Here is a 25,164-nt window from a genome sequence, read left to right on the forward strand (position 1 = left end):
GTCCTGCCGACCCGTTCGCCCCCGGAAAACACCGCTTGTCCCCCCCGGAGGGGGGCATACCGGGGCAGTGTAAATGAGTAACTTTGCCTCTGCTTTTTTCAATCAAGAGACGAAAAGTTCAGATGACCAAACTGATCAAGGACATCCTGCCGCTCGGCGCAGGCATTGGCGAATTCACGAAGCTCGACTTCGGGATGGACGAAAGCGACTGGCGCGCGGCGGAAGGCAAGAGCGGCAACTACATCGTCGGCTGGTGGGAAGGCAAGGCCGGCTCGGTGGAGTTTCCGGACACCGCGGCCGACGAAGCCGTGTGGCTCGTCGAGGGCCGGATCGCGCTGACCGACGTCGAAGGCAACCGCAAGGAATTCGCGCCAGGCCAGGGCTACCTGCTGCCGGCCGGCTTCGCGGGCCGCTGGGAGACGATCGAGGACGCGAAGAAGTTCTACGTGCTGCTCGAGAAGTCGTGATGTCGGAAGCCGCCGTCGTGGTGTCGTCGTCCGTGTGACGCGCGCCCGGCGGCGGCTTCGTTTTTCGCGTGTGATGGCTGGGATCATGGAAATGGAAGTCAAGGCAAGAGAGACTGCACCGGTGCAGGCGCACGCAATGCGTGACGCGCCGGTCGCACTGGGCGTCGAGGCGGCGCTCGCGAATACGAAGCTGTTCCCGTACTGGCTCGACAATCCGGCCGCGCCGGCCGTCGAGCCGGAACTCGTCGGCGACGTGACGGCCGACCTGCTGATCGTCGGCGGCGGCTTCACGGGGCTGTGGTCGGCGGTGCAGGCGAAGGAGCAGATGCCGCACCTGAACGTGGTGCTGATCGAGGCCGGCAAGGTGGCGCACGGCGCATCGGGCCGCGCGGGCGGGATCATCTCGACGTCGGTGATGCACGGGCTGCCGAACGCGGTGCGCGTGTTCCCGAACGACATCGCGCAGCTCGAGGCATTCGGCCATCGCAACCTCGACGGCTTCGAGGACACGCTGAAGCGCTACGACATCGACGCCGATATCGAGTGGAACGGCGAGATGACGGTCGCGGTCGATCCCGAGCATATCGCGCACCTGAAGGGCGACCATGACCTGCATCGCGAGTACGGCCACGACGTCGTGCTGCTGAACCGCGAAGAAACGCTCGACCAACTGAATTCGCCGCTGTTCGCGGGCGCGCTGTGGTCGCGCAACCGCAGCGGGATCGTGCACCCGGCGAAGCTCGCGTGGGGGCTGAAGCGCGCGGCGCTGTCGCTCGGCGTGAAGCTTCATGAACACACGCCGCTCGTGACCGTGACCGACGAAGGCAGCACGGTGTATGTGAAGACGCCGAAGGGCAGCGTGCGCGCGCCGCGTGTCGTGTTCGGCAGCGGCACCGCGAAGGTCGGGATTCCCGACATCAACCGCCGCGTGATGCAGGTGCGCGACCACGTGCTCGCAACCGAGCCGCTCACCGACGAGCAGCTCGCGCGGATCGGCTGGAAGAACCGCCAGGGCGTGTACGACACGCGCACGCAGCTCAACTATTTCCGGCTGACGAAGAGCAACAACATCATCTTCGGCGGCCTCGTCAGCTATCACTTCGACGGCGATCCGGAGCCGCACCAGGACGGCCAGCGCGAAACGTACTACCGGCTCGCGGAAGCGTTCTACCGCACGTTCCCGCAACTGAGCGACGTGCGCTTCTCGCACGCGTGGGGCGGCCCGATCGACTACTGCTCGCGCGGCTCGGTGTTCGCGAAGCGCTATCTCGGCGACAAGGCCGTGTTCGTCGCCGGCTATACGGGCTTCGGCGTCGCGGCGAGCCGGTTCGGCGCGTTCATGGGGCTGAACATCCTGTTCGATCGCGACAGCCCCGAGCGCAAGCTCGACATCGCGAACCAGAGCCCGAGCTACATCCCGCCCGAGCCGATGCGCTGGGTCGCCGCGAAGATCACGTTCCATGCGTTCGACGGCGCGGATGCGGAAGGCGGCTGGAAGCGCGCGTGGATCAGCGGCCTCAAGGCGATGGGTTTCCCGATGTAAACGACGGCGCGGCGGCCACGCACCAGGCCGCCGCCATGGCGACACCAGGAACGATCCCCAGAGGAGACGGTCCGCGCCGCGGACACGGAGAGAGACACCAGATGAATGTAGTCAACCTGCAGGATGAGGCGCGACAGGAAAGCGCGCTGTTCGTCGTCGTGATGCTGCTGCTCGGCGTGCTTGGGCCGACGGTCTTCCTCGGCCTGCCCGCGATCGTCGGGCAGGTCGAGCGTCATTGGGGCTTCGGCGAAGCGGCGCTCGGGCTGTCGAGCTTCATCGAGGTGCTCGGTGAATCGACGGGCACGCTGCTCGTCGCGTTCGTGCTCGGGCGCCAGCCGGTCCGGTGGGTGCTCGCAGGCGCGGTGGCGCTCGCGGCCGGCGCGAACCTCGGCACGCTCGCGACGCACGGGCTCGTCGCGTATTCGGCATTGCAGTTCATCGCGGGCGTCGGCTCGGGCGGGTTGAACGGCATCGCGCTGCGCTACCTATCGTATTCGCGCGCGCCGGAACGCAATCTCGGGATCATGCTGATGGGGCAGGTGACGTGGAGCATGGTGCTGCTGGCCTACATCTTCCCGATGCTGAGCGATGCATGGGGCGCGCACGGCGTGTTCGGGTTCGTCGCGTGCGTGCTCGGCATGTTCGTGCTCGCGACGCCGCTGTTTCGCCGCGGCGAGACGATGGCCGCACCGGCGCCGGCCGGCGTGGCCGGCCGCATCGACCGCAAGGGCGCGATGCTCGTGCTGTGTGCGCAGCTCGCGTTGTACGGCGGCGTCGGCGTCGTGTGGACCTTCCTCGAGAAGATCGGCACCGATGCTGGCCTGAGCGGCAAGTCGGTCTCGCTCGTGCTCGGTATCGCGAACATCGCGAGCCTCGTGATCTGCGCGGCGATGCCGACACTCGGCGCGGGAGCGGGCCTGCGCCGCTGGGCGCTCGTGAACCTCGGCGGCTGCGCGGTCGCGGCCGTGCTGCTCGCGATGCCGGCATCGGCCGCGACGTTCACGCTCGGCGCGATCGTGTTCATCGGCTGCTGGACCGGCGGCGCGTTGCTGATCTACGCGACGATTCCGCAGTACGACCTGGTCGGCAAATCGGCCGCGCTGTCGCCGGGCTGCGTCGCGCTCGGCTATGGCGTCGGCTCGGTCGCGGGCGGCTCGCTGATCGAGAGCGCGGGCACGCAGCCGGCGCTGATCGCGGCGATCGTGCTGTGCGCGGTGGCGTTCCTCTGCTACCGGCGGCTGCGGCCAGCCGTGTTCGGCATGGAACGCGCGCTTGCAGCGGCACCTGAATGACGGTTGCGATGCGCGCCGCTGCCGATGGCGGCGCGCGTCCGGTTCGGTTCATCGGCGAAGGCGGCCGGCGTGGCGTGCGATGCGCGTCGTGCGGGCCGGGCAACGCGCACAGGCGCAGCGGCTGGAAGCATGTTCTCGAATACCTCCGATCTCGATCTCCGGCTCATCCGGGTTTTTCTGGCCGTCGTCGACGCACGCGGCATCACGGCTGCCGAGGCGTCGCTCGGCGTGCGGCAGTCGACGATCAGCACGCAGCTGTCGGCGCTCGAGGCGCGCGTCGGCTTCAAGCTGTGCGATCGCGGGCGCGGCGGCTTTCGCCTGACGTCGAAGGGCGAACGCTTCGCGGCCACCGCGCGCACGCTCGTCGCGGCGACTTCCGAATTCGTCGCGCGCGTGCGCGACATCGACCGCAAGCTGGTCGGCACGCTGTCGATCGGCCTGATCGGCCAGGCGCCGCTCGTCGAGAACGCGCGCGTGGCCGATGCGATCGGTGCATTCCGCAAGCGCGACCAGGCCGTCACGTTCGCGATGAAGGTGGCGTCGCCGCAGGAGCTGGAGGAAAGCCTCGTCAACAACCAGCTCGATCTCGCGATCGGCTATTTCTGGCATCGCGTGCCGGGGCTGCTCTACACGCCGCTCTTCACCGAGCAGCAGGCGATCTACTGCGGGCGCGGGCACCCGCTGTTCCATGCGTCGCGGCCCGTGACGGCGGACGACCTGCAGCTTCACGACTGGGTCTGGCGCACCTATCCGGTGCCGGAGGAGCAATATCCGCTGCCCGAGCGGCGCGTGACCGCGAGCGCGGACAGCATCGAGGCCGCGACGATCCTGATCCTGTCGGGCGGCCATCTCGGCTACCTGCCCGCGCACTACGCGGAGCCGTTCGAGCAGCGCGGGCTCGTAAAGGCCGTCGGCCGCGCGACGTTCAGCTTCGACGTGCCGCTGCATCTCGCGATGAGGCGCAGCGCGAGCGACAAGCCGATCGTCGACGCGTTCTGCGAGGACCTGCTGCGCGCATTCAACATCAAGGCGGCCGCGCTGGCCGCATAAGCGGGCGTCGCGCGTTCAGCAGTCGACCAGCACCCAGTCGAACAGCTCGCGGCGCGTGCGCACGCCGAGTTTCGCGAACGCGCGCTTCACGTACGACTCGGCCGTCGACAGCTTCACGTCGAGCTGCTGCGCGGCCTCGGGCACCGAGCGCCCGCACAGCATCAGCCGGCAGATCTCGTGCTCGCGGCGCGACAGCTGCACGTCCTGCCGTTCCAGGCGCGCGTCGAAGCTCGCCTGCGACGCGGCATTCACCGACACCGCCGCCACGCGCCGTGCCGCGCAGGTGCGCGCGTGCAGCTCGAACATCGGGAACAGCAGGTCGACCATCTGCCGGAAGTGGAACAGCTCGTCCGTGCTGAACGCGGCCCGCCCGACGGTGCGCGCGAGCCCGAGCGCGTACTGCAGGTGTGCGTTGCCGTGCACGAGCAGGCACTCCTGCGCGATGCCGGGCTCGTCGAAGATCCGGCGGCGGAATTCGCCGTGCGCGATGCCGTCGACATGGCGCTGCACCAGCAGCGTACCGGCCTTGCCGCGCAGCGGCGCGACCAGCGGGTCGACCTGGCAGTAGTCCTGGTAATAGACATCCATCACGCGCAGCGTATCGGCCGCGAAGCGCAGGCTGCCGCTGCCGAGCCATTCGACGACGAAGCCCGACGTGCTGCTCGTGTCCGCGCGCCAGCGTTCGAGGTGCACGGCGTCGGCGTCGATGCTGTCGTTGACGAACGCCGTGACCGCGCCGACGAAATCCGGCGTGCCGACCGCGCGCAGCGTCGCGCCGAGCGTGTCGGGGCGCACGCCGATCAGGTAGTGGCCGCGGGCGGCCGGGTCGGGCTGGAGAAGTCGCATGGTCGGGCGTGGGCGGTCAGGGGACAGCGCGACGTTACGCGAACGCCGTACCCGCGTCAGCCGGGAATTCACCGGATTCGCCCCGCGGATTTCGCGCGTTGTCCCCAAAACGACGACAAGACCGTGCGCGCGGCGGCCGGAATTCGCCCGAGCCCCCGCAGCGGGGGGGCATACCGCCGCGAATCGTCTGCCTATAGTGAAAGCACTTCGAAAACCTGATCAACAGAAAGGACAGGCCATGCAGATGCAACCGACGCCCGCCGCAAAGGATTCGGCACCGGCGGATTTCGTTCTGGTCAACGCGAAGGTCTATACCGTCGATCCGCACAAGCCGTGGGCGCAGGCCGTCGCCGTGCGCGACGGCCGGATCGTCCACGTCGGCGATACGGCGGCCGTGCAGGCGTACGTCGGCGCGGATACGAAAGTCGTCGAGGCGGCCGGCCGGCTCGTGCTGCCGGGCTTCGTCGAATCGCACTGGCACTTCGAGACGACCGCCTTCGCGTTCCAGGCGTTCGTGAACTACGAGGATCCGCAGAAGGTGCTCGCCGCGCTGCGCGCGTACGTCGAGTCGCATCCGGACGAGCCGGCGATCACCGGGATGGGCTGGGTGCAGGCGACGATTCCGTCGGCGCTGCTGCGCAAGGAGACGCTCGACGCGATCTGCGCGGATCGCCCCGTGTGCCTGCTGTCGACCGATTTCCATTCGATGTGGGTGAACTCGAAGGCGCTGGAGATCGCCGGCATCGACGCATCGACGCCGGCCGTGCAGGAAGGCGCGAGCTGGTTCGAGAAGGACGCGGCGACCGGCGAGCCGACCGGCCTGATCGTCGATGGCGCCGCGTATTCGTTGCTGATGCAGCGAATCAGCGCGGCCGGCCTGCTGCCGACCGGCATCGACCTGTACCTGAAATCGATCCCGCCGTGGCAGAAGAAGCTGTGCGCCGCGGGCGTGACGACCGTGTTCGACGCGGGCTTCTTCGATCCGAGCGGCGACCAGTCGCTGCTGTACGAGACGCTGCAGACGATGGAACGCGCGGGCGACCTGAAGCTGCGCGTGGTCGGCAGCGTCGCGGTGATCGGCGAGATCGACGATCCGGTCGGCACGCTGGTCAGGTATCGCGCGCAGTACGATTCGCCGCTCGTGAAGGCGCGCGCGCTGAAGCTGTTCCTCGACGGCACCGAGGCGAACCACACCGCGTACCTGCTCGAACCGTACGCGGACCGCCCCGACACCCGCGGCGCGCCGACGATGCCGGCCGACACGTTCAACCGCTATCTGCTCGAAGCCGATCGCGTGAACGCGAACGTGATGGTCCACTGCGTCGGCGACGCGGCCGTGCGGATGGCGCTCGACGGCTTCGACGCGGTCAACCGCACGAACCCGCCGCGCGATCGCCGCCATGTGATCACGCACGCGTTCCTCACGCATCCGGACGACATCCCGCGCTTCCGCCGCGCGGGCGTGATGGCAAACACGCAGTTGCAGTGGGGCGTGGTCGACGCGTACACCGAACAATTGCGCGACCACTACGGCCACACGCGCTGGAGCAACATGTACAAGTTCCGCACGTTCCTCGACGAAGGCGTGACGGTGTCGATCGGCATGGACGGCCTTGCGTGCCAGTGCCGCTGCCAGCACAAGCCGCTCGAACACATCGAGTCGGGCCATACGCGCCAGCTCGCGGGCGAGCCCGATGCGCCGGTGTTCCCGGACATCGCCGAGCGCCTGAGCATTCCGCAGCTGATCGCCGCATACACGATCCACGGCGCGTACCAGCTCGGGATGGAGCACGAGGTCGGCTCGCTCACGCCCGGCAAGCGCGCGGATCTCGTCGTGCTCGAGCACGACCTGTTCGAGGTCGGCCAGTACGACATCGGCCGCATCGACGTCGCGCTGACGATGATGGACGGCCGCGTCACGCACGTGGGCGACGGCTTCGGCGCGCGCACGGGCGTGCAGGCATCCTGAGCGGTCGCCGGCTGACCTGACGAAGCGGTGACGGATGCTTTCGAAACGCCTCCATGTTGGCCCGATCGGGGCATCCGCCCGCAACCGGATGCCCCGATTGTGCGGCGTGTCCCCCTATTGGCAGGGCAGACCGGCCAATTTCCTCTGGCTACATTTTCCCGGACCGAAGCACACACCGCTCATCGCGAGCGGATCATGATATCGACGGAGGAAACCATGGCAGGGGATGGGAGCAAGCATCTGGGAACGGCATGCGCGGCGCTCGCGCTGGGCGGCGTCCTGTGGGCCGGCGCGCCGGCTGCGCACGCGGCGGACGTCGTCAACGTGTACAACTGGGGCAACTCGATCGGCAAGGCGACGATCGCGAACTTCGAGAAGGCGACCGGCATCAAGGTGGTCTACCAGGAGTTCGATTCGAACGAGACGCTGCAGGCGAAGCTGCTGTCGGGCACGTCGGGCTACGACGTCGTCGTGCCGTCCGACATCTTCTGGGCGCGGCAGCTGCAGGCCGGCCTCTACCGCAAGCTCGACAAGAGCCAGATGCCGAACTACGGGCTGCTCGATCCGGAAATCATGAAGGTGCTCGCGAAGGACGATCCGGGCAACCAGTTCGGCATTCCGTGGACGTGGGGCACCGACGGGCTCGGGATGAACGTCGAGAAGGTGAAGGCCGCACTCGGCAACGACGCGCCGCTCGACAGCTGGGCGCTGCTGTTCGACCCGAAGTACGCGCAGAAGCTGAAGCACTGCGGCGTATCGATGCTCGACTCGCCGGTCGATGCGTTCGGGATGGCGTTCGTCTACCTGAAGAAGGATCCGAACACGACGAACCCGGCCGACTACCAGGCCGCATACGAGCTGCTGAAGACGGTGCGGCCGTACATCACGCAGTTCAATTCGAGCAGCTACATCAACGATCTCGCGGGCGGCGACATCTGCCTCGCGCTCGGCTGGTCGGGCGACGTGAACTCGGCGCGGATCGCGGCCGCCTCCGCGAAGAAGCCGTATCACATCAAGTACGTGATCCCGACCGAGGGCAGTGCGATGTGGTTCGACATGATGGCGGTACCGAAGGATGCGCCGCATCCGGACGCCGCGCTGAAGTTCGTCAACTTCGTGCTGTCGGAGAAGGAGAGCGCGAACCTGACCAACGACACGTCGTATCCGTCGGCGGTGCCGTCGTCGAAGCACCTCGTGCGTGCCGAAGTGACGAGCGATCCGGCCGTGTTCCCGCCCGCCGACGTGATCCGCAAGCTGAGCCTCAGCAAGCCGGTTCCGCCTGAGCTGATGCGGCTGCAGAACCGGCTCTGGACGAAGCTGAAGACCGAGTAGGCCGGCCGCCGCTCCACCCGACTCCCGCCCACCTTTCGCGCGCCCCGCCGCTCATCGCGGCGGGCGGGGGCGCGCGCGTCCCGACGACCACCCACGACATGAAAATCAAACACATGACGGCGCTGTGCCTGCTCGCGTTCGAAGCAGCCTCGGCATTCGCGCACACATCGCAGGCGACCGACGCGAGCAAGATGAAGGCGCTGCAGGCGCAGGTCACCGCGCTGCAGCAGCAGGTGAACGAGCTGCGCGCGAGCATGCTGGCCGCGAAGGCGCCCGGCGCCGCAGCGACCGCCACCGCCGCATCGGGCGGCGCGAAGATCGGTTCGATCGATACGGCGTCCGCCGCTGCGCCCGCACCCGATTCGGCCCCGGCGTTCACGAACGACGACCTGCAGCAGATGCGCGAGCAGATCGCGAACGCGTCGCTGAAGGTCGACTCGCTGCAGGAAGCGGCGACCACCGGCCCGCTCGCGGGCCTGAGCATCACCGGCTACGTCGATCCCGTGTACCTGTTCAACCGGGCGCAGCGCACGTCCGGCTTCCAGTTCCTGAACCACGACCCGGGCGCGTACGACTACTTCAACAGCACGATCGGCGACGTCTACCTCGACATCAAGAAGACTTTCGGCGTCGGCCCGATGGCGCCGTCGGCGGAGGTCGTGATCCAGCCGAACCGCGGCTTCGGCAACGTGTTCAGCAATTCGCACGGCGGCATCGGCAACAACATCGTCACGCAGGCGGTGGTCAACGTGCCGCTCGGCACGACGCGCACCTTCGAGATCGGGATGATGCCGAGCCTCGCCGGCTACGAGGTGCAGCCGTCGACCCAGATGCTGACGCTCACGCACGGGCTGCTGTACGACTTCAGCGAGCCGGGCAACCTGATCGGCGTCGGGCTGAAGGGCTCCAACGCGGCGATGACGCGCTTCTGGCAGGTCGTGATCGGCAACGAGGTGCTGCGCACCGCCGGCGCGATCGCGAACGCGGCGAACAACACGACGAAGACCAACTGGACGCCGACGATCACCGCGCGCTTCGACAACGCGACGTCGACCGCCTTCGACTTCGGCCTCTCCGGGATGCTGGGCCGGCAGTCGCTGTTTTCGCCGTGCGCGCAGGCGGGCGGCTACGGCTACCAGTGCAACGGCTCGTCGCCGACCGGCCTCTACAAGTACGTGGAAGCCGACATGACCTATACGCACGACAAGACGCAGGTCAACGCGCAGGTCGACTACGGCGAGCTGCAGAAGGGGGCATGGAACGGCGGCACCGCGCGCTGGTACGGGATGTCGCTGCTCGGCCATACGAAGTGGACGACGTCGTGGGTCGGCCGCATGGGTGCGACGCTGCGCTTCGACTACCTGAACAACACGTCGAACGGCGGCGGCGGCACGAACATCCAGTACGGGCTCGCGGGCGGCAATCCGTCGGTGAACGGGTCGAGCGGCTTCGGTATCGATCCGGCGTGCTTCCAGGGCTCGTCGACGAACGGCACCGAGTGCAAGGGCGCGCAGCGTTATGCGATCACGGCCGACCTGCTGTTCTATCCGACGCAGCAAATCACCGTGAAGCTCGAATACCGCCACGACGCGGCGAACCATCCGGTATTCCTGAAGAACGACGGCACGTACGCGCGCAGCAACGACCTGGCCGGGATGCAGTTCATCTATTCGTTCTGACCGTTCTGACCGTTCTGACCGTTCTCATCGTTCCGGCCGGCGCGCGTGCCGGTAGATCGGCTGCGCCATGCATCACGTTCCGGGCCGCGCAGGCCCGGAGCGCATTTCACACAGGAGAGTTGACCTTGAAGCTGCACACCTTCGTGACCGACGTCACCGATCCGCGCGAGCGCGGCCGCCTGATCGGCGAGCGCTTCGCGCCGGAGATCCGCGAGACGGTCGCGCTTTACCTTGCGTTCTTCCCGAAGCTCGGCATCGCGCCGCAGCGCGCACGGGAGATCGGCGAAGCGAGCCTGGCCGCGCTCGGTGCCTGGTGCCCGCGCCTCGCCGCCGAAGTCGAGGCGATCGCCGATGGTGTCGACCTGCCGCGCTGGCAGCTCGCATGCCTGAACGCGCGCACCGAGATTCTCGCGACCGCGACCGCGCCCGCGTCGGCCGAAGGCGAGTGCTCGACAGCCGTCTACGCGCCGGCCGGCCCGCACGCGCCGCGCACGCTGCAGACGTGGGACTGGCACGATACCCTCGCGCCGCAGGGGCTGCTGATACGGTTCGCCACGCCGCACGGCCGCACCGTCAAGCTGTTTTCCGAATTCGGGATGCTGGCGAAGCTCGGCGTGAACAGTGCGGGGCTCGGGCTGCACTTCAACATCCTGCATCACGCGAGCGACAACGACAGCGCCGGCGTGCCCGTGCACGCGATTGCGCGGCGCCTGCTCGAAGACGCGACGACGGTGCAGGAGGCGATCGAACTTGCCCGTACCGCACGCGTGAGCGCGTCGACGGTGCTGACCGTGTTCACGCGGCACGACGCGAACCCGCGCGCGGCGAGCATCGAGCTGAGCCCATCGGGCGTCGGCGTGGTGGTGCCGCGTCCGGACGGCTGGCTGCTGCATACGAACCATTTCCTCGATCGCGCACTGAGCGGCGGCGAGTGCATGCCGGACAGTTCGACCACGCGCGAGCGCTTCGCGCACCTGAATGATGTCGTGAGCGGGATGACGAGCGCCGATGTGCGCGACCGCGCGGCGGCGATGTGCGGGGCGGCCGGCGATCAGGCCGTCGTGTGTTTTCATCCGGACCTGTCGATGCCCGACACCGAGCGCTGGGAAACGCTGCTGACCGTCGGCATCGACACCGATGCGTGCGCGCTCGACTACGTGGCGGGCAATCCGCACGACCTCGCGCGCGACGGGGCTCTGCGGTTCTGACGCGACGTGCGGCTAGCGGGGCGGCACGCGCGTGCTGCCCTCGTGGCGCTTATGCGTCGATACGTTCGACCTTGCCGACGAGCAGCCCGTACGACAGGCTGCCCGCAAGCGCCATCGCGGCGATGTAGGTGATCGCACGCGAGAAGTCGGCGCCGTCCACCAGCAGCCCGATCACGATCGGCGTCGCGATCGCTGAAAGATTGCCGATCAGGTTGAACACGCCGCCCGTGAGGCCGATCAGCCGCGCGGGCGCGAGCCCCGACACGAGCGACCACGTGATCGATGCGAAGCCGTTGCCGAAGAACGCGATCGTCATGAACGCGATCACCCAGCCCGTCGACCTCACGTAGTTCGCGCCGATGATGCAGGTCGAGATCAGCAGCCCCGAGATGATCGGCAGTTTGCGCGCGAAGCCCTGCGATGCGCCGCGGCGCATCAGCCAGTCCGACAGCACGCCCGAGCACAGCACGCCGACGAACGCGGCGAGGAACGGCAGCGACGCGAGGAAGCCCGACTTAATGAAATCCATTCCCCGATACTTGACGAGGTAGGTCGGGAACCACGTGAGGAAGAACCACAGCGTCGAGTTCAGCGCGAACTGGCCGAGATAGATGCCCCACAGCTTGCGCCGGCCGAGCACGACGCCGAGGTCGCGCCACGTCGAAGGTGCGCGTTCGTTGCGCGCCGCGACGCGGTCTTCGAGATCCACGAGGCCGCCGCCGTCGCGGATCAGTGCGATCTCGGCCGCGTTGACGCCGCGAAGCGCGCGCGGCTCGCGATACACCGCATACCAGATCGCGGCCCAGCCGATGCCGGCAAGGCCGGTCGCGACGAACACCATGTGCCAGCCGAGATGCACCTGCAGCCATGCGAGCACCGGCGTGAGAAACGCGAGGCCGACGAACTGGCCCGACGTGTAGCCGCCGATCGCGCTTGCGCGTTCGCGGGTCGGGAACCAGGTCGTCACCACGCGGTTGTTGATCGGGTACGCCGGCGCTTCGAGCGCGCCGACTGCGAGGCGCAGCACGATCAGCCCGACGAACGAGCCCGCGAAACCGAGCAGCAGCGTCGCGGCGGACCACAGTGCAAGCGCGCCCGCATACAGCACGCGCGGTGACACCTTGTCGACGAGCCAGCCGCCCGGGATCTGCATCAGCGCGTAGGTCCAGCCGAACGCGGAGAACACGAGGCCCGCGCGCACCGGATCGATGTTCAGTTCCTTGAACAGCGCGGGCGCGGCAATCGACAGGTTGCTGCGGTCGAGATAATTGATCACGACCGTGACGAACAGCAACGCGAGGATCAACAGCCGCTTGCGGCTGGGCGCTGTTGTTTGCGCCGCGGCTGCACGGGCGGCAGGATCGGATGCGATGCCGGCATGTGCGGGCAACTGTTCCGGCGGATTGGCGTGGGTGCGCGACGCGGAATGAGCCACGGTTGTCTCCTGTGTTCTGTGCCAGGCCGTCACCCGCGAGCGGGGCGGCCAAATCGAATGGCGTTGGGGCGAACGTTAGAGCCGTGGCGGGAAGCACGTCAACATTTGAACAGGCATCCCTATTAATGGGATGTGACGCGCTCAATATGTGGGAATGAGCGGCGATCACGCCGCCGCGTGCATCAATTGGCCATCGCGTCCTTCGCGCTGACCCAGCCCTGCACCGCGCCCGCATGCGGGTTGCGATACCGCACCTTCAGCCACTGGAAATCGGCGCTCGTGTCGATCAGCTCGACCGTGTCGCCCGCGACGACGTAGCGGCGCGTGGGTGCGTCGTTCATCGCGTCGTGCAGCGGCAGTCGCGCCGGACGCACCTTGAACGTGACGGTGCCGCCGCCGTATGCGTCGGGGCGGCGCGACACGCGCTTGCCTTGCGCGTCGTAGGTCAGCAGCATCGACGACGGGCCGGAATCGGTGTCGAGCAGGTCGCGCAGGTCGTCAGGGATCGCTTCGCTGGACTGGTACAGATACAGCTTGCCGCTGGCATCGTAGCGGTACGCATCGGTGTACCAGATCGGGCCGCCGCGGCACGAGCTGTACAGCGTGCGTTCTTTCGGCTTCGCGGCCACGTTGACCAGGTCGTCGCAGTTGCCATGCGGCATATTGCCCGCCGGCATGTACAGCGGCTCGAACTGTTGGCGTGCCGGGTCGTACAGGTAGATGCCGTAGTTGTCGTTGACCATGCCGAGTGTCGCGTGCATGGCGAGATCGCGGTGGCCGTCGAAGTTGTAGTCGTCCGACGAGAGGTGATAGTGGCCTTCCTCGTCGCTGGCGGTGACGTCGAGCGTTTGTGTCTTGCCGCTCGGCAGGAAGCGCACGGTGATGTGCGCGCTGTCCGCGCGTTCGACGCGGGCTGTGACGGTGTCGTCGACCTTGAATGCGAGCAGCGGCTTGGCGGCGTGCGCGGCGGGAGCGATCGATGCGCAGGCGGCGAGCAGCAGCATGGAGCGGTGGAGCAGTGAATGGAGTCGCGAAGGGCGCGTCATGGTCGGAGCGGGCATGAAAGGCGTGGATGAGGACGGAAGCGCTGGCCGGGCCGGGTTTCCGCTTGCCGGAAATGTACCGGCATCCGGCTGTTTCCGCGAGCGGGGCAGACGTCGCAGGACGCTGCCGGGTAGTCGCGATACCGGTACCGTTGCTCGCCTTGTTCGGAGTCGGCGCGGTTGCAAGAATGTCCGTTCCATTCCTGCTCGCTGGTGAGGTTGACGATGAAGACGTTCAAGCCCGGTTTTGCCCTGTGTGCCGTCATGATGGCTGCCGGTACGGCGCAGGCGGGCGATTTCTCGATCGAAAGCGCGGAGCTCGCCGGTGGCGGGTTCGAGCATGCACAGGTATCGGACAGCTTTGGCTGCCACGGCGAGAACGTTTCGCCATCCATACGATGGAGCGGTGTTCCGGAGGGCACGCAAAGCTACTTGCTGACGATGTTCGATGCCGACGCGCCGACGGGCTCCGGATTCTGGCACTGGGTCGTCGCCGACATACCGGCGTCGGCCCGTGGCATCGCGTCTGGTTCGGGCAACGACGTTGCGAGGCTGCCGGCGGGTGCCGTCCCGATGAAGAACGACACCGGCCACGCCGGCTATCTTGGCCCGTGCCCGCCGCAAGGCGAGACGCATCGCTACGTCATCACGCTGACCGCGCTCAAGATGGCGAAGCTGCCGGTCGAGCGTGACGCGACGCCGGCGGTCGTCGGCTTCACCGCGCACTACCAGGCCATCGCGCAGGCAGCGATGACCGTGCGTTTGAGCCGTTAGCCGCGCGTACTGTCGTCCTGAAAACCGTTCTTGCCGACGAAGATCTCCTTCAGCGCGGCGCGCAGCGTGACCGGATCGTATTGACCGGGCGCGAGATGGATCATGTAGCGTGTCTGGCCGTCGAGACGCGCGGCGAGGGCGGGTTCGATCTCGACGTCGATCATGTCGTCCGTCAGGCGCACCGACAGATCCTTGACGCGCACGTTGACCTGGTCGCGCACCATCACTTCGATCAGCGCGTCGTCCGGAAAGCGCGACAGCGCGAAGCAATAGTCCTGCTCGGCGTCGTGGCAGTAGATGTTGGCGAAGCTTTCGTCGTCGTCGAGATCGGACGTCGCCGCGCCGATGGTGGCGTGAAGTTCCATGAACGGGGTTCCTGCGAGTTGGGGGTTATCGGGGCGAATGGAGGGCCGTGTCGATCGCGGCTGCCGCGCCGGGCGTCACGCCGGTGTCGCACGATGCATCGGCATCGCGCGCCTTCAGCCACAGCCCGAATTCGCGCATTACTTCGACCACGGGCCGCAGCCGGTCGCCGTCGGCGGTCAGGTCGTACTCGACCCGCACCGGCACCTCGGGATAGACGGTACGCCGCACGAGCCCGGCGTCTTCCAGCGCGCGCAGGTCGAGCGTCAGCATCCGTTGCGAGATGCCGGGCATGTCGCGCCGCAGGTCGCTGAAGCGCCGCGGCCCGTCGAGCAGATACGACACCAGCAGCAGCCGCCAGCGGCCGCCGAGCAGGCGCATCGCTTCTTCAACGGAACATCCTGTCGCACTCGTTTTCATCGTGCCGAATCCTGGTCGGTAAATTTTTTGTGACTACGGCACAAACGACTGCCGTCTTCTCAGCGCTGCGCCGATGCGAGATATTAGCGCCCGCGTCGCGGCGAATCGATACATGGACAACTCACGAAGGACACGCATGAAGCTCTATCACGCTCCGGGAAGCTGTTCCCAGGCCATCTGCATCGTGCTGCGCGAAGGCGGCATCGACGCGGAGGTCATCAAGGTCGACGCGCGCAAGCATGTCATTGAAGACGGGCGCAATTACTACGATGTGACCGAACTCGGCTACGTGCCGCTGCTCGAACTCGACGACGGCACGCTGCTGCGCGAAGGGCCGGTGATCGCGCAGTATCTCGCGGATCTGCGTCCGGATGCGGGGCTCGCGCCCGCCTACGGCTCGCTCGCACGCTATCGGCTGATGGAGTGGCTCAACTTCCTCGGCACCGAGATCCACAAAGGCTTCATCCCGCTGCTGTATGCGGTGCAGGCAGGGAAATACGTCGACCCGGCGAGAACGAAGCTCGACAGCCGTTTCGCCTGGATCGACCGTCAGCTCGAAGGCAAGACGTTCGTCACGGGCGACACGTTCACGGTGGCCGATGCGTACCTGTTCGCGCTGACGGGCTGGGGCAAGGCGGAATGGATGCGGTCCGTGTACCACGCGGATATCGACCTGACCCGGTATGCGCATCTGCGTGCGTGGTACGAGCGGGTGCGGGCGCGGCCGGCGGTGCGGGCGGTGCTGGAGGCGGAGGGGCTGGCGGCGTAGCTGGAATTTTCATTTCAACAATACTTGAAATATAGAAACGATGGCGTTATCCTTCGCGCCATGGACTCCAATCTCGTTGTGCGCGCCCTGGGCGCGCTTGCCCATGAAGCGCGCCTGGCCATCTTCCGCGCGCTGGTCGTGGCCGGGCCCGAAGGGCTGCCGGCTGGTGCGATCGCCCAGCAAATCGGGCTGTCGCCGTCGAGCCTGTCGTTTCATCTGAAGGATTTGTCGCATGCCGACCTGGTCACCGCGCGCCAGGACGGCCGGTTCATCTATTACTCGGCGAATTTCGAATCGATGAGCGGGCTCGTCGGGTTCCTGACCGAGAACTGCTGTGCCGGCGTTGCGTGCGGCGTGCCGGCGGCACCCGACTGTTGCGGAGGCGACGCATGACCGGTTCGAACGTTGCGCGGCCGCAAGCCGTGGGGGCCCGGCCCGCCATCGGTTTCTTCGAGCGCTACCTGAGCGTCTGGGTGGCGCTGTGCATCGTGCTCGGCATTGCGCTGGGCCAGGCGCTGCCCGGGCTCTTTCAGCGCATCGGCCGCATGGAGTACGCCCAGGTCAACCTGCCCGTCGGGCTGCTGATCTGGGTGATGATCGTGCCGATGCTCGTCAAGGTCGACTTCGGTGCGCTGCATGAGGTTCGGCAGCACATCCGCGGGATCGGCGTCACGCTCGTCGTGAACTGGCTCGTCAAGCCGTTCTCGATGGCCTTGCTCGGCTGGCTGTTCATCCGGCAGCTGTTCGCGCCGATGCTGCCGGCCGGCGAGATCGACAGCTATATCGCCGGCCTGATCCTGCTGGCCGCCGCGCCGTGCACGGCGATGGTGTTCGTGTGGAGCCGGCTGACGGGGGGCGATCCGCTGTTCACGCTGTCGCAGGTCGCGCTGAACGACAGCATCATGGTGATCGTGTTCGCGCCGCTGGTCGGCCTGTTGCTGGGGATGTCGGCCATCACGGTGCCGTGGGCGACGCTGCTCACGTCGGTCGTGCTCTACATCGTCATCCCGGTGATCCTCGCGCAAGCGTGGCGTAGATGGCTGCTCGCGAACGGGCAGGCGGCGTTCGATGCGGCGATGGCGAAGATCGGCCCGTGGTCCATCGCCGCGCTGCTGGCGACGCTGGTGCTGCTGTTCGCGTTCCAGGGCGAGGCGATCCTGAAGCAGCCGCTGGTGATCGCGCTGCTCGCGGTGCCGATCCTGATCCAGGTGTTCTTCAATGCGGCGCTGGCGTACGGGCTCAATCGCATCGTCGGCGAGAAGCACAGCGTCGCGTGTCCGTCGGCGCTGATCGGTGCGTCCAATTTCTTCGAGCTGGCCGTGGCGGCCGCCATCAGCCTGTTCGGCTTCCACTCCGGCGCGGCGCTTGCGACCGTCGTCGGCGTGCTGATCGAAGTGCCGGTCATGCTGCTCGTCGTGCGCGTCGTCAACCGGTCGAAGGGCTGGTACGAGCGCGCTTGAAATTACTCAGGAATCCGGAAATGACCGACATCACGATCTATCACAACCCTGATTGCGGCACGTCGCGCAACACGCTGGCGATGATCCGCAACACCGGCGTCGAGCCCCGCGTCGTGCTTTATCTGGAAACGCCGCCGGGACCGGAAGAACTGCGCGCGCTGATCGCGGCGATGGGCGTGCCCGTGCGCGACGTACTGCGGCGCAAGGGGACACCGTATGACGCGCTCGATCTCGACAATCCCACATGGAGCGACGACGACCTGATCGGCTTCATGGTCGCTCACCCGATCCTGATCAATCGCCCGATCGTCGTCACGCCGCTCGGCACGCGGCTGTGCCGCCCGTCCGAGCTGGTGCTCGATATCCTGCCCGATCCGCAGAAAGGGCCGTTTGCGAAGGAAGACGGTGAAATCGTGATCGATGCGGAGGGCAAGCGTGTCTGACCGCCTGAACGATCTGCCGCAACTCGATGCCGCGCTTTTTCGCGTGCCGGACGCGAGCCGGCTGCAGCCCGCGCGGCCGTCGACGCATCCGCCTCGAATCGTGTTGCTCTACGGGTCGTTGCGCACGCGTTCGTTCAGCCGGCTGCTGGTCGAGGAGGCGGCGCGGCTGCTGACGGCGATGGGTGCCGACGTCCGGATCTTCAATCCGGCCGGACTGCCGTTGCCTGACGATGCGCCCGACGATCACCCGAAAGTGGCCGAATTGCGCGAGCTCGTGCAATGGTCGGAGGGCATGGTGTGGTGCTCGCCCGAACGGCACGGCGCGATGACCGGCGTGATGAAATCGCAGATCGACTGGATTCCGTTATCGGTCGGCGCGGTACGGCCGACGCAGGGCAAGACGCTGGCGGTCATGCAGGTCAGCGGCGGATCGCAATCGTTCAACGCGGTGAACCAGATGCGTGTGCTCGGGCGCTGGATGCGCATGCTGACCATTCCGAACCAGTCTTCCGTCGCGAAGGCGTTCATGGAATTCGGCGACGACGACCGGATGAAGCCGTCCGCGTATTTCGACCGCGTCGTCGACGTCATGGAGGAACTGGTCAAGTTCACGCTGCTGACGCGCGACGTCGGCGCGTACCTGACCGACCGGTACAGCGAGCGCAAGGAAAGCGCCGAACAACTGTCGCAGCGTGTGAACCAGACGCGCATCTGAGCCGCTGGCCGGCGGCAGGCGCGATGAGGCTTCGTTCGCGCCGGGCAGCGGGATCGTGCCCGGCGCGTCCGTTGAGCAAGGTCAGCGGGCCAGCGTCAGGAACAGATATCCCGCATAACCGGCGCCGTTCGCCAGCAACGCCCAGATCGCGAGGCCGCGCGTGCGCGCATTGAAGCGCAGCCACGCCGCCGCCGCGAGCGTGATGATCACGCCGGTCAGCACTTCGGGGCGCGGCTCCCACGGCGTCAGCATGATGCCGATCGCCGGCAGCAGCGTGCCCTGGAACACCATCGCGCCGGTGATGTTGCCGAACGCGAGCGTGTCGTTGCTGCGGCGGATCCACAGCACGCTGTTGACCGTCTCCGGCAACTCCGTCGCAATCGGCACGACGATCAGCGACAGCAGCAGTGCCGACACGCCGAGCGGAATGCTTTCGGCAAGCCTTCATCTCGAACTCCCGGCGGAACCCGCCGCTGTAGGACACGCGCATCTCGCCGGTGACGTGCTGCGGTTCTCCTTCGAGGGCCGACAGGCTAACCATGGCTGAGCGACGGGCATGGAATGACAATCTGCGACGGGATTGATGGACGATTGGCGGCCATCTTCGTGTGACTGAACGGCGGCATCAAGCAGGTCGATGGCACAACCTATATCGTCAACATCTGCGGCAGTGGCCGCCGCAGTAATGGCCTTTTTGCCGATCAAAACGAGCAGGTCAAAATCGTCGTGGCCGATGCGCACGGGTCGACCCTCGCGACCCGGCTATTTTTCGTTTTTTGGGGCGGCCGGCCGGGAAACGATCCGATCGACATTCACGACCGCAAGCTGATCTATTTCGACGCATCAGATGCGTACGACAGCTCGCGGACGATCTCGATGCCGCCTACCACGATGGATTGGGTCGCGGCGAGAATTCCGATTTCGCTGCGTTGATCCGAGCGCTGAAACGCATCGCAGTCCCTGCGCAAGGGATTCAGTGACAACCCCTGATGTTGTCTCGCCCGCATGATCCAGCAACCCGGTGCGGGCAGGAACCCACGGTGATCCATCGGCATTGAGCACCGACGTGAAGTGCGTGAACGTCTCCCGCTTCACAGCCCTGGAGGCGCACAACTCGCGTCAATCCATGACCCGTTCCCCCTCAACCCGATGGTCTACGGAAATGCGTCCGAGTGCGGGTTCGTCAGCAACCCGCGCGGTGCGAAGGATAGGGTGGGTGTAGATGGACGGCCCTCGAGACATGTGGGCCGGTACGGAAACAGATGGAGTGCCCCTCTCTGTCAAACGCGTATCCGAGGTGAAAACCTGCCGACGGAAAATACCCCTTCCCCCTATATATGAAAGCCTCCCTGATATATACTCCCCCTCCCTATACAGGAGCCCGTGATCGATGAGTCATACCGTTCGTGAAAAACAGAAGCTGCTGAACCGCGTGCGCCGTATCAAGGGCCAGGTCGAAGCGATCGAGCGGGCGCTCGGGGACGAGCGCGGCTGCAACGAAGTGCTGCAGTTGATCACGAGCTGCCGCGGCGCGATGAACGGGCTGCTGGCCGTCGTGCTGGAAGACCACATTCGCGAGCATCTGGTCGATGCGCACGGGCCCGATGCGCACGAAGGCAGCGCGACCGAGCAGCTGATCGACGTGGTGCACAGCTATTTCAAGTAACCGGGGCGGAACATGAGCAATTTCACGGATGACGCGTTCGGCGCGGGGCACGACCACATCTTCCTCGGCGCTGCGCACGAGCGGAACGAACGGAAGACGTGGATGGTCATCGGCCTGTGCGCGGCGATGATGGTGGCCGAGATCGTCGGCGGCACGATGTTCGGGTCGCTGGCGCTCGTCGCCGACGGGCTGCACATGTCGACGCACGCGGGCGCGATGCTGATCGCCGCGCTGGCCTATACCTATGCGCGCAGGCATGCCGACGATCCGCGCTTCGTGTTCGGCACCGGCAAGCTGGGCGACCTGGCCGGGTTCACGAGCGCGATCGTGCTTGCGATGATCGCGATCCTGATCGGCTACGAGGCGATTGCGCGTCTTCTGTCGCCCGTTCCCATTCGCTTCGACGAAGCGATTCCGATTGCCGTGCTGGGGCTCGCGGTAAACCTCGCCAGTGTGTGGCTGCTGAGCGGCGAACATCACCACGGGCATGGCCATGGGCACGGGCATCATCACGGGCATGACCACGATCACGACGATGACCACGACCACGACGATCACCATCACGCGCATCACGATCACGGTTCGCGCGCGGCGGCCCATCGCGACCACAACATCCGGTCGGCCTATGTTCATGTGATCGCCGACGCGGCCGTGTCGGTGCTGGCCATCGTCGGCCTGCTGCTCGCACGCGCCTTCGACTGGGTGTGGATGGATCCGCTCGCGGGCATCATCGGCGCACTCGTCATCGCGAACTGGTCGTACGGGTTGATGCGCGATACCGGCGGCATCCTGCTCGACGTCAACGTCGATCGCAAGCTGGCGGAGCGCGTGCGCCATGCGATCGAGGTGCTGGGCGACAAGGTCAACGACCTTCACGTGTGGCGCGTCGGCCCGGGCCACATGAGTGCGATCGTGTCGGTCGAGACCGCCGATGCGACGCGCGACGCGCGTTTCTATCATGCGCTGGTCGCGGGCTTCGACGGCGTTTCCCACGTGACCGTCGAAGTGATGGCGCCGACGAAGGCGGCCTGATCGTGGCCGTGAAATCGCCGTGTATCGAGCTGTGCGCGTTCGACGGTCGCACCGGATTCTGCGTGGGCTGCCTGCGCACGCGCGACGAGGCACGCGACTGGAAGAAGATGACCGATCATCGCCGGCACCAGATACTGAACGACCGCACGCGCCGGCAAGCGAAGATCCGGCGCGAGCCGGGGGAGTGAAGGCGGGCGCGCGACAACCGGAACGTGCGATCTCGTCGCGGGCCGGCGGTAGGATGACGGGTACCGGCATCCAGCGTCAGGAAGCCTGAACCGGGAGCAGCCCATGCAGACCGAATCGTCGACCGGCATTCTTCGCCAGATTCCGCGCAGCGTCTGGGTGCTGGGCTGTGTCAGCCTGCTGATGGACGTATCGTCGGAAATCATCCACAGCCTGTTGCCGATGTTCCTGATGGCCGGGCTCGGCGCGAGCGCGACCGCGATCGGCGTCATCGAGGGGATCGCCGAGGCGACGTCGCCGGTCGTCAAGGTGTTCTCCGGCACGCTGAGCGACTACCTGCGCAATCGCAAATGGCTCGCGGTCGCCGGATACGGGCTCGGCGCGCTCAGCAAGCCGCTGTTCGCGATCGCGCCGACGATCGGCGTCGTCGTGACGGCGCGAATCGTCGACCGGATCGGCAAGGGGATCCGCGGCGCGCCGCGCGATGCGCTGGTGGCCGACGTCACGCCGGTCCACCTGCGCGGCGCCGCCTACGGGCTGCGGCAGTCGCTCGACACGGTGGGCGCATTCCTCGGGCCGCTGCTGGCCGTCATCATCATGCTGACGTGGCACGACGACTTCCGCCTCGCATTCTGGCTGGCCGTGATCCCCGGCGTGCTGGCCGTGGCGCTGCTCGCGTTCGGTGTCGACGAGCCGGCGCACGCGTCGGGCGAGCCGCGCGTCAACCCGATCCGACGCGATGTCGTCGCGCAGCTCGGCGCCCGCTATTGGTGGGTCGTCGCCGTGGGCGCCATGTTCGCACTGGCCCGCTTCAGCGAGGCGTTTCTGGTGTTGCGCGCGATGGGCGGCGGCGTGCCCGTCGCGCTCGTGCCGCTCGTGATGGTGGCGATGAACGTGGTGTACGCATTGTCGGCCTACCCGTTCGGCAAGCTCGCCGACACGACGAGCCACACGAAGCTGATGGCGGCCGGGCTCGTGCTGCTGATCGCCGCCGATATCGTGCTTGCACACGGCACGCACTGGGGAGCCGTACTCGTCGGTGTCGCGCTGTGGGGGCTCCATATGGGGATGACGCAGGGGCTGCTCGCGACGATGGTCGCGCAGGTCGCGCCGGCCGGGTTGAGAGGGACGGCGTTCGGCGTATTCAACCTGCTCAGCGGTGCGGTGACGCTCGTATCGAGTGTCGTCGCCGGCGTCCTGTGGGATCGGGTGGGCGCCGCGGCCACGTTCTACGCTGGGGCCGTGTTCAGTGCGGCGACCATCGCGCTGCTCGTCTGCGTTCGACCTTCGTTCGGCGCCGTGCAGGATCGCTAGCCGGACGGCCGCGAGCGGCTTAACTGTCCGTGCCGCGCGGAAAGTAAAGCGCGAACGTCGTGCGCCCGTCGCGGCTGGCCACCTCGACCTTGCCGCGATGCAGTTCCATGATCGATTTCACGATCGCGAGCCCGAGCCCCGCGTTGCGCGCCGCGCCGTGCCGCGACGAATCGATGCGGTAGAAGCGCTCGAAGATCCGTTCGACCTGTTCGGGCGGAATCGCGGCGCCGCGATTCGTGACTTCGACGACCGCATAACCGGCTTGTGCGGAAACCGCGAGCTCGATCGTCGACGCGGCTTCCGCGTGTTCGAGCGCGTTCGACGCGAGGTTGCTCACCGCGCGCCGGAACAGTGTTGCATCGGCGACGACCGGCGCTTCGCCGTGCACGTCGATGCGCACGCCGGCTTCGTCGGCCAGCGCCTGGAAATACGATGCGAGCCGGCGCAGCTCGCTGCCCGCGTCGAGCTCGGCAGTCTTCAGGTGCTGCCGCGCATTGTCGGTGCGCGCGAGAAACAGCATGTTCTCGATCATCCGCTGCAACCGTTCGCATTCCTCGATGTTCGAATCGATCAGCGCTTCGTATTCCTCGGTCGTGCGCGCGCGCGACAGCGTGACCTGCGACGAGCTGATCACGTTGGCGAGCGGCGTGCGCATGTCGTGCGCGAGATCGGACGAGAACTGCGACAGCCGCACGAACGCGCGTTCGAGGCGGTCGAGCATCCGGTTGACCGACGTCGCGAGTTCACGCAGCTCGACCGGGCCGCCGCGCGCGTCGAGCCGTGCGTTCAGGTTGTGCGCCTCGATGCGCGACGTCTGCCGGCCGAGGCTCTCGACCGGGCGCAGGCCGCGCGACGCGACCGCGTAGCCGAGCGCGCCGACCAGCAGCGCGCCCGCGGCGGCCGCGAGCCAGATGTCGACGCGATAGCTTTCGAGCAACGACTGGCGATCGGTCGCCGTGCGCGCGAGCGCGACCTGGATCGCGTCGCCGGACGGCAGCGTTGCACGCGCATACACGCAGCGCGACGTGCCGATGCCGGGCGGCGCGCACGTGAACGGGGTACCGGTTGCACTGGCCGGGTGCGGCGCTGCGATCACCGACGCCAGCGTGTTGCCGGCTTCGTCGGAATGCTCGACGAGCGCGCGGTTCTGCGCATCGTAGATGCCGAGATAGACGCCCGGGTGCGACAGCAGCACCTCGTGAAACACGGCCGGATCGGCACGCAGCGCGGCGATCGACCCGCTCGCGTGCGCGAGCTGCAGGAACTGGTTGAGCTTGCCGGAGATCTCGATATCGTCGCGCCGCGTCAGTTCGGCGGACAGCGAGCGATACAGGTACGCGCCGGTCAGCGCGAACACGAGCGCGGCGACAACGGCGAACGCGAGCGTCAGGCGCTGCAGCAGCGAATACGAGGCCGGGCCGCGCGTCACGAACGATCCTCGAGCACGTAGCCCATCCCGCGGATCGTGTGAATCAGCTTCGTGTCGTACGCGTTGTCGATCTTCGCGCGCAGGCGCTTGATCGCCGCATCGACGACGTTCGTGTCGCTGTCGAAATTCATGTCCCAGATCTGCGACGTGATGAAGGTGCGCGTCAGCACTTCACCCTCGCGCTCGGCGAGCAACTGCAGCAGCGCGAATTCCTGCGCGGTCAGGTCGATGCGGGTATCGGCGCGCCGCACGCGGCGGCGGATCAGGTCGACTTCGAGATCGGCGACGTGCAGGATGTCGCGCACGTTGCGCGGCGCGCGCCGCAGCAGCGAGCGGATGCGTGCGAGGAACTCGGCATACGCGAATGGCTTGAGCAGGTAGTCGTCGGCGCCCAGTTCGAGCCCGGCGACCTTGTCCTCGATCGCCTCGCGCGCCGTGAGCAGCAGCACGGGTGTCTGCTTCTGCGCGCGCAGCCGCCGGAGCACCTCGAAGCCATCCATTTCCGGCAGCATCACGTCGAGCACGACGAGATCGAAATCCTCGTGCAGCGCGAGGAACAGCCCGTCCTTGCCGTTTTCCGCGACGTCGACCGTGTAGCTCGCCTCCATCAGCCCTTTCCGGAGGTACGACGCCATCTTGGGTTCGTCTTCGACTATCAGTATCCGCATGGTGAGGCAGGCTGTCCGTGATTCATCCGAGATTCCAGCCGGTCAGTGTAACGCGTGAGCT

The 25,164-nt window shown here is 66.8% G+C and carries 26 protein-coding genes and 1 pseudogene; 19 read left to right on the forward strand and 8 right to left on the reverse strand.

The annotated features are described in order from the left end of the window. The first annotated feature begins 122 nt into the window (after positions 1-122). The 4 genes from B7G54_RS31255 (at position 123) to B7G54_RS31270 (ending at position 4,352) form a co-directional block, all read left to right on the forward strand. Positions 123-467, forward strand: a complete 345-nt coding sequence (locus B7G54_RS31255; RefSeq protein ID WP_085042625.1) for a cupin domain-containing protein — start codon at positions 123-125, stop codon at positions 465-467. A gap of 85 nt (positions 468-552) precedes the next feature. Beyond that, positions 553-2,010 (forward strand): NAD(P)/FAD-dependent oxidoreductase, encoded by a 1,458-nt coding sequence (locus B7G54_RS31260; protein WP_085042626.1) that lies wholly within the window; start codon positions 553-555, stop codon positions 2,008-2,010. Between the two features lie 101 nt (positions 2,011-2,111). Next, complete coding sequence (locus tag B7G54_RS31265) at positions 2,112-3,302, forward strand: MFS transporter (protein WP_085042628.1); 1,191 nt, start codon at positions 2,112-2,114, stop codon at positions 3,300-3,302. A 129-nt stretch (positions 3,303-3,431) separates the two neighbouring features. Continuing rightward, positions 3,432-4,352 carry a LysR family transcriptional regulator gene (locus B7G54_RS31270; RefSeq protein WP_085042690.1) on the forward strand — a complete coding sequence of 307 codons (921 nt, stop codon included), beginning with the start codon at positions 3,432-3,434 and terminating at the stop codon, positions 4,350-4,352. A gap of 15 nt (positions 4,353-4,367) precedes the next feature. On the opposite strand, the gene B7G54_RS31275 is transcribed toward B7G54_RS31270, so the two are convergent. Next, positions 4,368-5,198 carry a helix-turn-helix transcriptional regulator gene (locus B7G54_RS31275; protein WP_085042630.1) on the reverse strand — a complete coding sequence of 277 codons (831 nt, stop codon included), beginning with the start codon at positions 5,196-5,198 and terminating at the stop codon, positions 4,368-4,370. A gap of 238 nt (positions 5,199-5,436) precedes the next feature. Between B7G54_RS31275 and B7G54_RS31280 the strand changes: the two genes are divergently transcribed. The 4 genes from B7G54_RS31280 to B7G54_RS31295 all read left to right on the forward strand — a co-directional run bounded on the left by B7G54_RS31280 (position 5,437) and on the right by B7G54_RS31295 (position 11,386). Further along, positions 5,437-7,167 carry an amidohydrolase gene (locus B7G54_RS31280; RefSeq protein WP_085042632.1) on the forward strand — a complete coding sequence of 577 codons (1,731 nt, stop codon included), beginning with the start codon at positions 5,437-5,439 and terminating at the stop codon, positions 7,165-7,167. A gap of 216 nt (positions 7,168-7,383) precedes the next feature. Next, positions 7,384-8,499, forward strand: coding sequence for a polyamine ABC transporter substrate-binding protein (locus B7G54_RS31285; RefSeq protein ID WP_085042634.1), 1,116 nt, complete (start codon positions 7,384-7,386; stop codon positions 8,497-8,499). A 98-nt stretch (positions 8,500-8,597) separates the two neighbouring features. After that, a complete protein-coding gene (locus tag B7G54_RS31290; protein ID WP_085042636.1) occupies positions 8,598-10,178 on the forward strand; it encodes a DUF3138 family protein in 1,581 nt (526 codons plus the stop codon). Positions 10,179-10,303: 125 nt separating this feature from the next. Then, positions 10,304-11,386: a C45 family autoproteolytic acyltransferase/hydrolase gene (locus tag B7G54_RS31295; protein WP_085042638.1), complete on the forward strand. Its 1,083-nt coding sequence runs from the start codon at positions 10,304-10,306 to the stop codon at positions 11,384-11,386. Positions 11,387-11,435: 49 nt separating this feature from the next. Here B7G54_RS31295 and B7G54_RS31300 read toward each other — a convergent pair whose 3' ends face one another. Together B7G54_RS31300 and B7G54_RS31305 are read right to left on the reverse strand one after the other, a co-directional pair. Further along, on the reverse strand, positions 11,436-12,821 hold the full coding sequence (locus B7G54_RS31300; RefSeq protein WP_085042640.1) for an MFS transporter: 1,386 nt from the start codon (positions 12,819-12,821) through the stop codon (positions 11,436-11,438). Positions 12,822-13,003: 182 nt separating this feature from the next. Continuing rightward, positions 13,004-13,867, reverse strand: a complete 864-nt coding sequence (locus B7G54_RS31305) for an XAC2610-related protein (RefSeq protein ID WP_085042642.1) — start codon at positions 13,865-13,867, stop codon at positions 13,004-13,006. Positions 13,868-14,089: 222 nt separating this feature from the next. Here B7G54_RS31305 and B7G54_RS31310 point away from each other — a divergent pair, with 222 nt between their 5' ends. Continuing rightward, entirely contained in the window at positions 14,090-14,638 is a 549-nt protein-coding gene (locus tag B7G54_RS31310) for a YbhB/YbcL family Raf kinase inhibitor-like protein (protein WP_244289449.1), read from the forward strand. On the opposite strand, the gene B7G54_RS31315 is transcribed toward B7G54_RS31310, so the two are convergent. Continuing rightward, positions 14,635-15,003 carry a hypothetical protein gene (locus B7G54_RS31315; RefSeq protein WP_085042644.1) on the reverse strand — a complete coding sequence of 123 codons (369 nt, stop codon included), beginning with the start codon at positions 15,001-15,003 and terminating at the stop codon, positions 14,635-14,637. The genes B7G54_RS31310 and B7G54_RS31315 overlap by 4 nt on opposite strands. A gap of 25 nt (positions 15,004-15,028) precedes the next feature. Beyond that, positions 15,029-15,421 (reverse strand): winged helix-turn-helix transcriptional regulator, encoded by a 393-nt coding sequence (locus B7G54_RS31320; RefSeq protein ID WP_085042646.1) that lies wholly within the window; start codon positions 15,419-15,421, stop codon positions 15,029-15,031. A gap of 136 nt (positions 15,422-15,557) precedes the next feature. Between B7G54_RS31320 and gstA the strand changes: the two genes are divergently transcribed. From gstA to arsH, 5 genes are read left to right on the forward strand one after another with little or no spacing between them, the layout of a single operon-like run. Then, positions 15,558-16,190, forward strand: a complete 633-nt coding sequence (gene gstA, locus B7G54_RS31325) for a glutathione transferase GstA (RefSeq protein WP_085042648.1) — start codon at positions 15,558-15,560, stop codon at positions 16,188-16,190. Between the two features lie 60 nt (positions 16,191-16,250). Continuing rightward, positions 16,251-16,583 (forward strand): ArsR/SmtB family transcription factor, encoded by a 333-nt coding sequence (locus tag B7G54_RS31330; protein WP_085042650.1) that lies wholly within the window; start codon positions 16,251-16,253, stop codon positions 16,581-16,583. Beyond that, positions 16,580-17,650, forward strand: coding sequence for an ACR3 family arsenite efflux transporter (gene arsB, locus B7G54_RS31335; RefSeq protein WP_085042653.1), 1,071 nt, complete (start codon positions 16,580-16,582; stop codon positions 17,648-17,650). The genes B7G54_RS31330 and arsB overlap by 4 nt, the downstream gene beginning before the upstream one ends. 20 nt (positions 17,651-17,670) lie before the next feature. After that, positions 17,671-18,093, forward strand: coding sequence for an arsenate reductase (glutaredoxin) (arsC, locus tag B7G54_RS31340; protein ID WP_085042655.1), 423 nt, complete (start codon positions 17,671-17,673; stop codon positions 18,091-18,093). Then, entirely contained in the window at positions 18,071-18,808 is a 738-nt protein-coding gene (gene arsH, locus B7G54_RS31345) for an arsenical resistance protein ArsH (RefSeq protein WP_085042657.1), read from the forward strand. The genes arsC and arsH overlap by 23 nt, the downstream gene beginning before the upstream one ends. Before the next feature lie 81 nt (positions 18,809-18,889). Here arsH and B7G54_RS31350 read toward each other — a convergent pair. Next, positions 18,890-19,231: pseudogene (locus B7G54_RS31350) on the reverse strand (sodium:calcium antiporter); the annotation flags it as partial. Between the two features lie 303 nt (positions 19,232-19,534). On the opposite strand from B7G54_RS31350, the gene B7G54_RS39855 reads away from it, so the two are divergent. The 5 genes from B7G54_RS39855 to B7G54_RS31375 all read left to right on the forward strand — a co-directional run bounded on the left by B7G54_RS39855 (position 19,535) and on the right by B7G54_RS31375 (position 23,006). After that, positions 19,535-19,741, forward strand: coding sequence for a hypothetical protein (locus B7G54_RS39855; protein WP_244289450.1), 207 nt, complete (start codon positions 19,535-19,537; stop codon positions 19,739-19,741). Between the two features lie 457 nt (positions 19,742-20,198). Next, complete coding sequence (locus tag B7G54_RS31360; RefSeq protein WP_085042658.1) at positions 20,199-20,474, forward strand: metal/formaldehyde-sensitive transcriptional repressor; 276 nt, start codon at positions 20,199-20,201, stop codon at positions 20,472-20,474. A 12-nt stretch (positions 20,475-20,486) separates the two neighbouring features. Continuing rightward, positions 20,487-21,506, forward strand: coding sequence for a CDF family Co(II)/Ni(II) efflux transporter DmeF (gene dmeF / locus B7G54_RS31365; protein WP_085042660.1), 1,020 nt, complete (start codon positions 20,487-20,489; stop codon positions 21,504-21,506). A gap of 2 nt (positions 21,507-21,508) precedes the next feature. After that, the gene (locus B7G54_RS31370; protein WP_085042662.1) at positions 21,509-21,694 is read left to right on the forward strand and encodes a DUF1289 domain-containing protein; all 186 of its coding nucleotides are present in this window, start codon (positions 21,509-21,511) and stop codon (positions 21,692-21,694) included. 103 nt (positions 21,695-21,797) lie between these two features. Next, positions 21,798-23,006 carry an MFS transporter gene (locus B7G54_RS31375; RefSeq protein ID WP_085042664.1) on the forward strand — a complete coding sequence of 403 codons (1,209 nt, stop codon included), beginning with the start codon at positions 21,798-21,800 and terminating at the stop codon, positions 23,004-23,006. A gap of 19 nt (positions 23,007-23,025) precedes the next feature. Here B7G54_RS31375 and B7G54_RS31380 read toward each other — a convergent pair whose 3' ends face one another. Beyond that, positions 23,026-24,435: a heavy metal sensor histidine kinase gene (locus B7G54_RS31380; RefSeq protein ID WP_085042665.1), complete on the reverse strand. Its 1,410-nt coding sequence runs from the start codon at positions 24,433-24,435 to the stop codon at positions 23,026-23,028. After that, positions 24,432-25,103, reverse strand: coding sequence for a heavy metal response regulator transcription factor (locus B7G54_RS31385; RefSeq protein ID WP_085042667.1), 672 nt, complete (start codon positions 25,101-25,103; stop codon positions 24,432-24,434). Before B7G54_RS31385 ends, B7G54_RS31380 begins: the two co-directional genes overlap by 4 nt. Between the last annotated feature and the right edge of the window lie 61 nt (positions 25,104-25,164).

The organism is Burkholderia puraquae, assembly GCF_002099195.1.
Taxonomy (GTDB): Bacteria; Pseudomonadota; Gammaproteobacteria; order Burkholderiales; family Burkholderiaceae; genus Burkholderia; species Burkholderia puraquae.